General features: G+C 65.7%; 10 protein-coding genes. 8 read left to right on the top strand and 2 right to left on the bottom strand.

The window, feature by feature from the left end:
• Nucleotides 1–113: 113 nt before the first annotated feature.
• The 4 genes from rpoD (at nucleotide 114) to ACOQOU_RS14430 (ending at nucleotide 3,495) form a co-directional block, all read left to right on the top strand.
• Nucleotides 114–2,135 (top strand): RNA polymerase sigma factor RpoD, encoded by a 2,022-nt coding sequence (gene rpoD, locus ACOQOU_RS14415; protein ID WP_109769157.1) that lies wholly within the window; start codon nucleotides 114–116, stop codon nucleotides 2,133–2,135.
• 113 nt (nucleotides 2,136–2,248) lie between these two features.
• A complete protein-coding gene (locus tag ACOQOU_RS14420) occupies nucleotides 2,249–2,452 on the top strand; it encodes a hypothetical protein (protein ID WP_306024505.1) in 204 nt (67 codons plus the stop codon).
• Nucleotides 2,453–2,465: 13 nt separating this feature from the next.
• Nucleotides 2,466–2,861, top strand: a complete 396-nt coding sequence (locus ACOQOU_RS14425) for a GyrI-like domain-containing protein (protein ID WP_306024506.1) — start codon at nucleotides 2,466–2,468, stop codon at nucleotides 2,859–2,861.
• Between the two features lie 58 nt (nucleotides 2,862–2,919).
• Nucleotides 2,920–3,495, top strand: coding sequence for a Uma2 family endonuclease (locus ACOQOU_RS14430; protein WP_306024507.1), 576 nt, complete (start codon nucleotides 2,920–2,922; stop codon nucleotides 3,493–3,495).
• A gap of 10 nt (nucleotides 3,496–3,505) precedes the next feature.
• Here ACOQOU_RS14430 and ung read toward each other — a convergent pair whose 3' ends face one another.
• Entirely contained in the window at nucleotides 3,506–4,186 is a 681-nt protein-coding gene (gene ung, locus ACOQOU_RS14435; RefSeq protein ID WP_306024508.1) for a uracil-DNA glycosylase, read from the bottom strand.
• Between the two features lie 111 nt (nucleotides 4,187–4,297).
• Here ung and ACOQOU_RS14440 point away from each other — a divergent pair, with 111 nt between their 5' ends.
• Nucleotides 4,298–4,720 (top strand): secondary thiamine-phosphate synthase enzyme YjbQ, encoded by a 423-nt coding sequence (locus ACOQOU_RS14440; RefSeq protein ID WP_306024509.1) that lies wholly within the window; start codon nucleotides 4,298–4,300, stop codon nucleotides 4,718–4,720.
• A 5-nt stretch (nucleotides 4,721–4,725) separates the two neighbouring features.
• Here ACOQOU_RS14440 and ACOQOU_RS14445 read toward each other — a convergent pair whose 3' ends face one another.
• Complete coding sequence (locus tag ACOQOU_RS14445; RefSeq protein WP_306024510.1) at nucleotides 4,726–5,658, bottom strand: DUF5996 family protein; 933 nt, start codon at nucleotides 5,656–5,658, stop codon at nucleotides 4,726–4,728.
• A gap of 176 nt (nucleotides 5,659–5,834) precedes the next feature.
• Between ACOQOU_RS14445 and ACOQOU_RS14450 the strand changes: the two genes are divergently transcribed.
• From ACOQOU_RS14450 to ppdK, 3 genes are all read left to right on the top strand, one after another.
• The gene (locus ACOQOU_RS14450; RefSeq protein WP_109767364.1) at nucleotides 5,835–6,500 is read left to right on the top strand and encodes a DsbA family protein; all 666 of its coding nucleotides are present in this window, start codon (nucleotides 5,835–5,837) and stop codon (nucleotides 6,498–6,500) included.
• 50 nt (nucleotides 6,501–6,550) lie between these two features.
• The gene (locus ACOQOU_RS14455) at nucleotides 6,551–10,012 is read left to right on the top strand and encodes a chromosome segregation SMC family protein (protein WP_306024511.1); all 3,462 of its coding nucleotides are present in this window, start codon (nucleotides 6,551–6,553) and stop codon (nucleotides 10,010–10,012) included.
• A 106-nt stretch (nucleotides 10,013–10,118) separates the two neighbouring features.
• Nucleotides 10,119–12,785 carry a pyruvate, phosphate dikinase gene (gene ppdK / locus ACOQOU_RS14460; protein ID WP_420578738.1) on the top strand — a complete coding sequence of 889 codons (2,667 nt, stop codon included), beginning with the start codon at nucleotides 10,119–10,121 and terminating at the stop codon, nucleotides 12,783–12,785.
• Nucleotides 12,786–12,791: the final 6 nt, after the last annotated feature.

Below are 12,791 nucleotides of genomic sequence, written 5' to 3' on the forward strand. Positions count from 1 at the left end.
CACGATCATCTAGCTGGTGAGACCGCATGGGTACCCCGCGACCCCGGTGAAGTGCGACGGCGATTGACACGGCGATGGCGCCGGCGGGCCGCCATCTTGGAGCAGTGACATCAATGGCGACAAAAGAAAAAGAAAACACCGAAGCTGAAGCGCCGGCCGAAGGCGGACCCGATGGACCGCTGCTGGACCTCAGCGCGGACAGCGTCAAGAAGCTGATCCGAACCGCCAAGAAGCGCGGCTATGTGACGATGGACGAGTTGAACGCCGTGCTGCCGTCGCAGGAGGTCACCTCCGAGCAGATCGAGGACACAATGGCTATGCTGTCCGACATGGGCATCAATGTCGTCGAGGATGACGAGGCCGAGCAGAACGACGACGACGAGGCCTCCACATCGACCGAAGTGGCCACGTCATCGGGCACGGCGGTTTCGACCACGACCAAGAAGAAGGAACCCACCGACCGGACCGACGATCCGGTCCGCATGTATCTGCGCGAGATGGGTGCCGTCGAACTTCTGTCGCGCGAAGGCGAGATCGCCATCGCCAAACGCATCGAGGCCGGCCGCGAGACGATGATCGCCGGCCTGTGCGAAAGCCCGCTCACCTTCCAGGCGATCATCATCTGGCGCGACGAGTTGCTGGAGGAGAATATCCTCCTGCGCGACATTATCGATCTGGAAGCGACCTATGCGGGCCCGGAGGCCAAGCAGGCGCCGAAGGTTCCCACGCCCGAGGAGATCGAGCAGGCCCGGAAAGAGCGCGAGGAAAAGGAACGCGCCCTGCGCCAGCCGCGCCGCCATGACGACATCACCGATGTCGGCGGCGAGGGCCAGGAAGAAGAGGACGACGAAGAGGACGAGGTCAACCTGTCGCTGGCGGCCATGGAGGCCGAACTGCGCGAGGACGTCATGGCCTCGTTCGACAAGATCGCCTCGATCTACGCCAAGCTGCGCAAGCTGCAGGACCAGCAGGTCGAGAACGCGCTCGCCGACGGCGAGACGCTGACCACGTCGCAGAAGCGCCGCTACAAGCAGCTCCAGGACGAACTGATCGAGCAGGTCAAGCTGCTGTCGCTCAACAATCAGCGTATCGACGCGCTGGTCGAACAGCTTTATGCGATCAACAAGCGGCTGATGCAGAACGAGGGCAAGCTGCTGCGGCTGGCCGAAAGCTATGGCGTCGGCCGCGAGGAGTTCCTCAAGCAGTATCAGGGCACCGAGCTCGACCCCAACTGGCTGTCCAATGTCGCGTCCCTTGGCTCGCCCGCCTGGTCCGAATTCGCGGGCAAGGACCGCCGCAAGATCGAGGAACTGCGCGCCGAGATCCAGGAACTGGCGACCGAGACCGGCATTTCGATCCCCGAATTCCGCCGCATCGTCAATCAGGTCCAGAAGGGCGAGCGCGAGGCCCGTATCGCCAAGAAGGAAATGGTCGAGGCGAACCTCCGGCTCGTCATCTCGATCGCCAAGAAATACACCAACCGCGGGCTGCAATTCCTCGACCTGATCCAGGAAGGCAATATCGGCCTGATGAAGGCGGTCGACAAGTTCGAGTACCGCCGCGGCTACAAGTTCTCGACCTATGCGACCTGGTGGATCCGGCAGGCGATCACCCGCTCGATCGCCGACCAGGCGCGCACCATCCGCATCCCCGTGCACATGATCGAGACGATCAACAAGATCGTGCGCACCAGCCGCCAGATGCTGCATGAGATCGGCCGCGAGCCGACCCCCGAGGAATTGTCCGAAAAGCTCGCCATGCCGCTCGAAAAGGTGCGCAAGGTCCTCAAGATCGCCAAGGAGCCGATCAGCCTCGAAACGCCGGTCGGCGACGAGGAGGATTCGCATCTGGGCGATTTCATCGAGGACAAGGGCGCCGTGCTGCCGATCGACGCGGCGATCCAGGCCAATCTGCGCGAGACGACGACCCGCGTGCTTGCCTCGCTGACCCCGCGCGAGGAACGCGTTCTTCGCATGCGCTTCGGCATCGGCATGAACACCGACCACACGCTGGAGGAAGTCGGCCAGCAATTCTCGGTCACGCGCGAACGCATCCGCCAGATCGAGGCCAAGGCGCTTCGAAAGCTCAAGCACCCCAGCCGCTCACGCAAGCTGCGCAGCTTCCTGGATCAGTAGCGATCAAAGCCCGGCCCCAGCGCCGGGCTTTTTGTTTGCCCGTCCCGGTTTGACGGGCGTCAAGGCGTCCGGCGCCCCAGTGTGCCAGTCTCCCTGTCCGGGAGGATGATGCGATGGAAAAGACCGACTTCAAGAAGACGCTGAAACATCTCTACCGGCCCTCGGCGAAGGATTTCGCGCTCGTGGAAGTGCCGGCGATGCGCTTTGTCATGGTCGACGGGTTCGGCAACCCGAACACCGCGCCGGCCTACAAACGCGCGGTCGAATGGCTCTATTCGGTCAGTCACGCTGAAATTCGCCTCCAAGAAACAGCTTGAACGCGACTATGGCGTGCTGCCGCTCGAGGGGCTGTGGTGGGCCGAGGACATGGATGCGTTCACCGCTGGCGACAAGGACAAATGGTCATGGACGGCGATGATCATGCAGCCGGACTGGATTACCGACGCCATGTTCGCCGCCGCCGTCGACAAGGCGCGCGGCAAGCTGGGCGATCCGCCCGAAAGCCTTCGGCTCGAGATCTTTGACGAGGGATTGAGCGTCCAGATCATGCACATCGGCCCCTATGATGCCGAAGGACCGACCATCGCGAGGCTGCATCAGCAGTTCATCCCGCAGAACGGGCTGACCGAGAACGGCCATCACCACGAGATTTACCTGTCCGACCCCCGCCGCGTCGCCCCCGAAAAGCTCAAGACGATCATCCGCCAGCCGGTGAAGCGGGTGTGACAAGGCAAGCGCCGAGGCCCGAAGTGACAGTTTCCCGCCGTTCCGCTATCTTCTGCGCATGAACATCCGCGTCACCCATGCTGCCGAGGGACTTGCGCGCCGTGCGTTCACGGTGAGCGAGGTCGTTCGCATGGTCGAGGCCGGTGTTCTTGGCCGGGACGAGCGGTTCGAGCTGATCGGCGGGGAGATCGTGCCCATGTCGCCCAAGGGAATCCGCCACGAGCATCTCAAGCAATGGCTGAACGAGCGGCTCATCAAGGGCTTGCCGGACCATTTGCAGACCATTCCCGAAACGACGCTCTACTTCTCCGAAGACACCTTCATCGAGCCCGATTTCGTGGTCTATCCGGCCGAGAGTGGCTTGGAGAAGCTCTCGCCCGAGACCTGCCTTCTGGCCATCGAGTTGGCCGATTCCTCGCTTGTCTACGACCTTGGCCGCAAGGCGCGGCTCTATGCCGAGTTCGCGATCTCCGAACTGTGGGTCTTCGATGTCAACGCCATGAAGGTCACGGTGCATCGCCAACCGGGCGATGGCCAGTATCGCTCGGTTGAAGGATACGGCTTCGACACGGTGCTGGTGGCCGAACGCATCGACGGCTACGAGCTCGATCTGTCGGGATACCGGCAAGCCTAGGGTCCTGGCCCTAGAAGGCTTCAGGCAACCGCCAGTCGATCGGCTCCAGTCCGTTCGCTTCCAGGAACGCATTGGCCTGCGAGAACGGTTTCGAGCCGAAGAAGCCGTTATGGGCCGAAAGCGGCGAAGGGTGCGGCGCTTTCAGCACAAGATGCTTGGAGCGGTCGACGAACGCCGCCTTCTTCTGCGCATAGGAGCCCCAGAGGATGAAGACGGCCGCCTGGTCGCGCGCGTCCACAAGCCGGATCACCGCATCGGTGAACCGCTCCCAGCCGCGCCCGCGATGCGAGGCGGCCTGGTGCGCTTCCACCGTCAGCACGGCATTGAGCAGCAGCACGCCCTGTTTCGCCCAATGCTCGAGATGGCCGTGGCTGGCGGGCGCAATGCCCAGATCCGTCTCCATCTCCTTGTAGATGTTGACCAGCGAGGGCGGGATGCGCACGCCAGGCCGTACCGAAAAGCAAAGCCCGTGCGCCTGGCCGGGCCCATGATAGGGGTCCTGGCCCAGAATGACGATCTTGACGCGATCGAGCGGCGTTGCGTCGAGCGCATGAAACCACTCGCCGCCGGGCGGAAAGATGCGCTTGCCCGCGGCCTTTTCGGCGACAAGAAACTGCCGCAGATCGGCCATGTAGGAGCTGTCGAACTCCGCCTGCAGCGGCGCCAGCCAGCTTTCATGCAGTTTGACCATTGTCGGACACCGGTTGAGATCGCCATAGTGCCGCGACAAGCGCCTGACCGCCAAGCAGTGCGACGCGCGCGCGATGGTCATCCACAGGAACGCAAAGGGGAGGGCCGAACCATGCCGCTGGAAACACTGACGATCCGCACGAACGGTCAGGGCCTTTACGAGTTCACCCAGGATACCTTGCGCTTCGTCCGTGCCCATGCCGCAGCCGACGCGGTGCTGACCATCTTCGTGCGGCACACCTCGTGTTCATTGCTGATCCAGGAAAACGCCGATCCGGACGTGCAGCGCGATCTGAACGCGTTCTTCGCAAGGCTCGTGCCGCCATCCGACGACGCGTCGATGAACTATATCGTGCACACCGCCGAAGGGCCGGACGACATGCCGGCCCACATCAAGGCGGCGATGATGCCGACCTCGCTGTCTATCCCGGTTGATAAGGGCCGGCTTCTCCTGGGCACCTGGCAGGGGCTCTATTTGTTCGAACACCGCACCCAGCCGCACAGCCGGCAGATCGTAATCCACCTGACGGCATAAGACTTTCACGCAATGCGCGGCACGCCCGGCTCGCCATAGGCGCATTCGAGCGCCGACCGGTCCCAGCCGGCCAGATCGGCTGCCGCGCGATAAGTCGAATCGAGAAAGGCCATCAGCGCCGCATCCGGGTCGGGCGCCGCGCGCACGGCAGCATAGGCCAAAACGAACTCGGACAATTGGTCGTGCCAGTACGCCGCATCCGGTTCGACCGACGCATCGGAAAAGCCGTCCGGGGTTGGATAGGCGTAAGAAAAGAACATGGCCTCATCGATGCCGTTGCCGCCGGGCCAGAACCCGGCCGAAGAGACTTCATGCGAATAGGCTTCGCGCGTGACCGTGTCCGGCAGGGCAGGGAATCCGCCCGGGTGAGCCGGCGCCGTGCGCCCCGAAAACCGCGTCACGGCAAGATCGAAACTGCCCCAGAAGAAATGCACCGGCGACACCTTGCCCAGAAAACCGGAGCGGAACCGCGTGAAGACGCGATCTATGTCGACCATGGCCTGCCAGAACGCGGTCGCATGCTCCGGCGCGTAGTCGCCGGCTTCGGTCTGCGCGGCGAACGGGATCGGATCGGGCACCTCGTTCGGACTGCCATGGAACCGCGTCGGCGCCCCGGCCCGCTCCAGCGCCGCGATGAAGGCCTCGTGGAATTCGGCCACCGACATCGGCACGAGTTCAACCGTTTCGCGTGCGCCGGACGTGCTCAGCACATCGAGCCGATGATCGAGGAAGTCGAACCGCACCTCGAACCCGGCGTCCGCGGTCGGGACCAGCGACGTCGTCAGCCCGCGCGCATCCACGTAGAGCGGCACCTGCCAGGAATGGTTCACCCAGGGCGTGTTGGCCAGGCGGAACTTGCCGACGATCTGTGTCCACATGTGCAGGCTTTGCCCGGTTGCGGCAAAGGCAGGATAGTCGAGTGCGGGCCAGTTCGGCATGCGCGTGTCTCCGGTCTTGAACGAACATCACGATAGCGCGACCGGTGACGATGCGGCAGGGTGCCATCGGTAACGCATATGTTATCGGCGCTGCGAAAACGCGGCGAGATGTGCCATGTTGGCACCCGATTCGTCGGGCTATAGCGTTGCGTACCATGTTCAAAGGAGAGCTCTCGATGGCCGACCCGTTCCTTCCGACCCGCCGCTCGACCCTGCGCGTGCTGGCCGGAGTTCCCGTAGCTCTTGTCGCATTGCCATCGCTTGCCTGGGCCCAGGAGGCGCCGGCCGCGCAAGGCGAGGTCGACATGGACAAGCTGCTCGAGCCCGGCCCGCTTCCGGAGATGACCAAGGGCGATCCCGATGCGCCGGTCACGATCGTCGAATATGCGTCGATGACCTGCGGCCATTGCGCCAATTTCCACAATGACACCTGGCCGGTTATCAAGGAAAGATACGTCGACACGGGTCAGGCCCGTCTGGTGCTGCGCGAATTTCCGTTCGACCCGCGCGCCGCGGCAGCCTTCATGCTGGCGCGCTGTGCGCCCAACGACGGCTACTTTCCGATGATCGACGTGCTGTTTGAGCAGCAGGGCATCTGGGCGCGTGCGGAAAATGCGCGTGCACCGCTGGAAAACATCGCCAAACTGGCCGGTTTTACACAAGAGACCTTCGAAGCCTGCTTGACCGATCAGCAGCTTCTGAATGATGTGAATGCGATCCGCACGCGCGGGGCCGAAGAATTCGGCGTCAACGCGACCCCGACCTTCTTCATCAACGGTAGCAAATATACCGGAGCGCTCTCGGTTGAAGAGATGTCGGCCATCATCGATCAGCTTCTCTGAACGCCGGCTTCGGTCGGCGCGAAGGCGCGCGCATCGCGGGAGGGCCCGCCTTGCGCTTTGACAAGCTCCGCCTGACCGGCTTCAAATCCTTCGTCGAACCGACCGAATTCATCATTGAAGGCGGGCTGACAGGCGTTGTCGGCCCCAACGGTTGCGGCAAGTCCAACCTTGTCGAGGCGCTGCGCTGGGTCATGGGCGAAAGCTCATACAAGAACATGCGCGCCTCGGGGATGGACGATGTCATCTTCTCGGGTTCGGCCACGCGCCCGTCGCGCAACATGGCTGAAGTGTCGCTGTTCCTCGACAATTCGGGCCGCACCGCGCCGGCAGCCTTCAATGGCGATGACAGCCTTCAGGTGACCCGACGGATCGAGCGCGAAGCCGGTTCGGCCTACAAGATCAATGGCCGCGACGCCCGCGCCCGCGACGTGCAGCTTCTGTTCGCCGACCAGTCCACCGGCGCGCGCTCGCCGTCCATGGTCGGCCAGGGCCGGATCGGTGAACTGATCCAGGCCAAGCCGCAGGCCCGCCGCGCGCTTCTGGAGGAGGCGGCCGGCATCTCCGGCCTGCACTCACGCCGCCACGAGGCGGAACTGCGCCTGCGCGCCGCCGAAACCAATCTCGAACGGCTCGACGATGTCGTTGCCGAACTGGAAACGCAGATCGACAGCCTCAAGCGGCAGGCACGGCAGGCCAACCGGTTCCGCACGTTATCGCGCGACATTCGCGCCGCCGAGGCGACGCTGCTGCATCTCAAATGGGTGCAGGCCAAGTCCGCCGAGGCAGAGGCGCAGTCGGCATTGTCCGAAGCGACGGCGGAAGTCGCCGAACGGGCACAGGCCCAGATGGAAGCGGCGCGGCTGCAGGCGGTCGCGCAAAAGGCGTTGCCCGGACTGCGTGAAGCCGAGGCCGCCGCAGCCGCCGCTTTCCAGCGTCTGACGATCGCCCGCGACCAGCTCGACGCGGAGGCCGAGCGGCTCGCCGCGCGCAAGCGCGAATACGAACAGCGGCTCGATCAGCTCGCTGCCGACATGGCGCGCGAGACGCGGCTGACCGAGGAAAATGCCGGCATGCTCGCCGCGCTCGATGCCGAAAGTGACAGGCTGAACGAGGCCGAAGCCGGCGAGGAAGCGCGCGAAGCCTCGCTTGCCGAAAAGGTCGAAACGGCCCGTCTGGCGCTGGAGCAAAGCGAAGGCGCGCTGGCGCGGGCCACCGAGTCGCGGGCGGAAACGGCAGCCCTTCGTGTGCAACTTGAACGCCGCATCCGCGAAAGCGCCGAACGCCGCGACCGGCTCGACCGGGATCGCGCCGCTGCCGAGACCGAATTGTCCTCGCTGTCCGACCGGATTGCGGCATTGGCCGATCCGGCGGAGAAGCAGGCGGGCGTTGAAGCCGCCGACGCGGCAGTCGCAGATGCCGAGCAGCGGGCGTCGGAGGCGGAAAAGATCGTGCAGGCCGCGCGGGCTGCCGAGACCGCGCTCCGGCCGGATCTGGCCTCCGCACGTGATGCGCTTGGCGCGCTCGAGGCCGAGGCGCGGACCATCGCCAAACTGCTCAATGCCGGCGATGCCGGCCTGTTCCGGGGCGTCATCGAGGCGCTGGACGTGGACAAGGGGTTCGAGACCGCGTTGGGCGCCGCGCTCGGCGATGAACTGGATGCCCCGCTCGATCCCGGTGCGCCCGCCCATTGGGCGGGTGCCGAGCTCGGTCCTGACGATCCGGCGCTGCCCGCCGGCTGCACGCCGCTTGGCAGCCATGTGCGCGGCGCCCCCGCGCTGGCACGACGGCTGGCGCAGATCGGTGTCGTTACCGGGGATGCCGAGGGTGAAGCGCTCGCCGCGCGCCTGGCGCCGGGCCAGCGGCTTGTGACGCGCGATGGCGCGCTGTGGCGCTGGGACGGCTATCGCGCCGCTGCCGATGCACCCACCGCCGCCGCACAGCGCCTGTCGCAGAAGAATAGGTTGGCCGAACTCGAACGGGAGATCGCAGCCGCCCGGACCCACCATGATGCGGTCAAAGGCCGGATCGCCGACGCGGAAACAGCCACCGCCACCGCCGTCGATGCCGAGCGCGCGGCGCGCAATGCGGTTCGCGCCGCGCAGGACGAGGCGCGTTCGGCGCGCGAGGCGCTGGCAGCCGCCGAACGCGCCGCCGGAGACCTGACGCGCCGCCGCGCGGTGGTGGAAGAGAGCCTGCAGCATCTGGCATCGGACCGCGACGAAGCCGTCGGAACGCTGGGCGAAGCTGAGCGCGCCCTGGCCGCCGAGCCCGATGTCTCGGGCCTCGACGCCGAGATCGGCCGCATCCAGGCGACCGTTGCGGAGGGACGCGCGGCGTTGGCCGAGGCGCGTACCGAACATGGCGGCGTCGCACGCGACCGGCAGGCGCGGCACCAGCGGCTCACCGCGATCGAGCGTGAGCGTGCGAGCTGGATTGCCCGGGCAAAAAGTGCCGAGACCCAGATCGCAGCGCTGGCCCAGCGCGACGCCGACACCCGGAAGGCGCTGAACGATATCGCCGAGACGCCCGACGAGCAGGCGGCCAAGCGGCGCGAGCTTGTGCGGCGGATCGAGCAGGCCGAACAGCAACGCGCCCGCGCCGGCGACGCCTTGGCGAAGGCGGAAGGCGATGCCGCGACCGCCGACAAGGCGGCGGCCGAGGCTATTGCCACGCTTTCGGAAGGGCGCGAACGCCGTGCCCGCGCCGAGGAACGGCTGGCCGCCGCTGCCGAACGCCGGAAGGATGCCGAAACGCGCATCACCGAGGCGCTCGATTGCGCCCCGCACGAGGCGTTTGCCGCCGCCGGCCTTTCCGCGGACGAACCCTTGCCCGAGATGGAGCCGCTCGAACGCCGGCTTGAGCGGCTGAAGGTGGAGCGCGAGCGTCTGGGTGCGGTCAATCTGCGTGCCGAGGAGGAGCAGACCGAACTGTCCGAGCGGCACCAGGCGCTGACCGGCGAGCGCGACGACGTGATTGCGGCAATTGCCGAGCTGCGGTCGGCCATTTCTTCGCTCAACAAGGAGGGCCGCGAACGGCTGATCGCCGCCTTCGATGTGGTCCAGGACCATTTCACGCGCCTGTTCACGCATCTGTTCGGCGGCGGCACGGCAGAACTGCAACTGGTCGAGAGCGACGATCCGCTGGAAGCCGGTCTCGAGATCATGGCCCGTCCGCCGGGCAAGAAGCCGCAGACGATGACGCTCCTGTCGGGCGGCGAGCAGGCGCTGACCGCCATGGCGCTGATCTTCGCTGTCTTCCTGACCAATCCCGCGCCGATCTGCGTGCTCGACGAGGTCGATGCGCCGCTCGACGACCACAATGTCGAGCGCTTCTGCGACCTGATGGACGAGATGGCCGCGCAGACCGACACGCGCTTTGTCCTGATCACCCACAATCCGATCACCATGGCGCGGATGAATCGTCTGTTCGGCGTGACCATGGCCGAGCAGGGCGTCAGCCAGCTCGTCTCGGTCGATCTGACCGCCGCCGAGGAACTGCGCGAGGCCAGTTGACCGGCCGGTTGGGTCGGCCTTCGTGCGCACCCAAAAGACACATGGCGCTCGATGGTGCGATGCGGTAACAAGGCGCTCCGAAAGGGGGAGCCGCTTGGACACGCGCGTGGCACACGATCTGGTTTACAGCTTTGCTCCCGGCCGCGTTCCGCCGGAGGGGATCGGCGAGGATGTGCTCGGCGGCAAGGGCGCCAACCTTGCCGAAATGAGCCGCGTCGGCCTTCCGGTCCCGCCCGGGTTCACCATCACCACCGAAGTCTGCCGGGACTATCTCGCGGCAGGTCGCCGCTTTCCCGACGGCCTGAAAACGCAGGTCGAAAACGCACTGGCCGAAACCGCCGCGCTGCTCGGCAAGACGTTCGGCTCCGGTCCGGACCCGTTCCTCGTTTCGGTCCGCTCGGGCGCGCGTGTCTCCATGCCGGGCATGATGGACACGATCCTCAATCTCGGCCTCAACGACGATACCGTCGAGGCGCTGGCCGGGCGCACCGGCGACGCGCGCTTCGCCTATGACTGCTATCGCCGCTTCATCCAGATGTATGCGACCGTCGTCATCGGCGTCGAGGACGGCGTGTTCGAGGAGCTTCTGGACGCGGCGCGCGACAAGGCCGGTGTCGGGCGCGACAATGAACTTGACGCCGATGCGCTGCGCGCGCTTGTCGATGCCTACAAGGCGGCGATCATCGGCGACATGGACGAACCGTTCCCGCAGGATGTGCACGCCCAGCTCTGGGGCGCGATCGGCGCTGTCTTCGAAAGCTGGAAAAATCCGCGCGCCGTGACGTTCCGCGCGCTGCACGCCATTCCCGACGACTGGGGCACCGCCGTCACGGTGCAGGCGATGGTGTTCGGAAACTCGGGCACAAACTCGGCGACAGGGGTCGCCTTCACGCGCCACCCCTCGACGGGCGAAAAGCGTGTGTTCGGCGAATATCTGGTCAATGCGCAGGGAGAAGACGTCGTCGCCGGCATCCGCACGCCCGACCCGCTGCTGCCCACCGGTCATCATGACGGTCACGCCATGAGCGAACGCATGCCCGAGGCGTTCGAGCGACTCAACGCGCTCGGCGAACGGCTCGAAGCCCATTTCGGCGACATGCAGGACATCGAGTTCACCGTCGATGACGGCACGCTGTGGCTGTTGCAGACGCGCAAGGGCAAGCGCACCGCCGATGCCGCCATCCGGATCGCCGTCGAACTGGCCGGCGAAGGGACGATCAGCCGCGAGGACGCGATCCTGCATGTCGATCCCGCCCTTCTGGACATGCTGCTTCACCCCAGCGTCGATCCCGACGCCAAGCGGCAGGTCTTTGCGCGCGGTCTGCCGGCTTCGCCGGGCGCGGCGGCGGGCATGGTCGTGTTTTCGTCGACGGCGGCCGAGGCGGCAAAGGCCGACGGCAAGCCGGTGATCCTCGTCCGGCCCGAGACCAGCCCCGACGACATTCACGGCATGGTGGCCGCCGAGGGCATCGTTACGACGCGCGGCGGCATGACCTCGCACGCCGCCGTGGTTGCGCGCGGCATGGGCAAACCCTGCATCACCGCCGCATCCATGGTGCGCATCGACCCGGCGCGACGGACGATGCGCGCAGGCGCCATCACCGTCCGCGAAGGCGATTTTCTGACACTCGACGGTGCCGCCGGCGAGGTGCTGCTCGGCGAACTGCCCATGGTCCAGCGTCCGCTGTCCGGCGATTTCGCCACGCTCATGGAATGGGCCGATTCGATCCGCCGCATGCGCGTGCGCGCCAATGCCGACGCCCTGAACGATGCCGAGGTTGCGCGCGGCTTCGGCGCCGAGGGCATCGGGCTCGTGCGGACCGAGAACGTGTTCCTCGAAGGCGACGGCCTTCAGGTGATGCGCGAGACCATCATGGCACCCGACGAGCGCAGCCGCCGGCTCGTTCTGGACCGTCTGCTGCCGATCCATCGCGACACGTTCGTGGCGCTGTTTGAGAAGATGGCCGGTCTTCCGGTTTCCATCCGTCTGCTCGATCCGCCGCTGCAGGAGTTCCTGCCCAACGACGATGAAGAACTTGGCCGGGTGGCCGAAGAGATGGGCATGGCCGTCGATGATTTGCGCCGCCGCGCCGACGAGTTGCACGAGATCAACCCGATGCTCGGCAATCGCGGCGCCCGCCTGGCGATCTGCTATCCGGAGATTGCCGAAATGCAGACCCGCGCCATCATCGAAGCGGCTATCATCGCCGGCGAACGGAGCGGCGCGCCGGTCGTCCCCGAAATCGTCGTCCCTCTGGTCGCCTATTATGCCGAGTTGCGCCACCTGCGCGAGCGCATCGACGCGATCGCCGCCGATGCCAAGAGCCGGCATGACAGCGACATCCGCCATCTTGTGGGGTGTATCATCGAATTGCCGCGCGCGGCGATCCGCGCCGATCTGATCGCCGGCGCCGCCGATTTCTTCTCCTTCGGCACCAACGATCTGACCCAGACGACGCTGGGCATCTCGCGCGACGATGCCTCGCATTTCCTGACGCGATACCTCGAGGAAGGGATCATCGAACGCGATCCGTTCATCAATCTGGACCGCGAAGGCGTCGGCGAGATCATCCGCATGGCGGTCGACAAGGGGCGCGCTGCCCATCCCGGCATCGTCATGGCGATCACGGGCGAACATGGCGGCGACCCCGAATCCATCGCGTTTTGCGAGGAAATCGGGCTCGACTATGTCTCTTGCTCGCCCTATCGCGTCCCCGTCGCGCGTCTTGCGGCGGCGCAGGCGGCGATCCGCGCCAACCGCGGAACGCTTTGATCTTCA

Source organism: Oceaniradius stylonematis, from assembly GCF_965223445.1.
GTDB classification, from domain to species: domain Bacteria; phylum Pseudomonadota; class Alphaproteobacteria; order Rhizobiales; family Rhizobiaceae; genus Roseitalea; species Roseitalea stylonematis.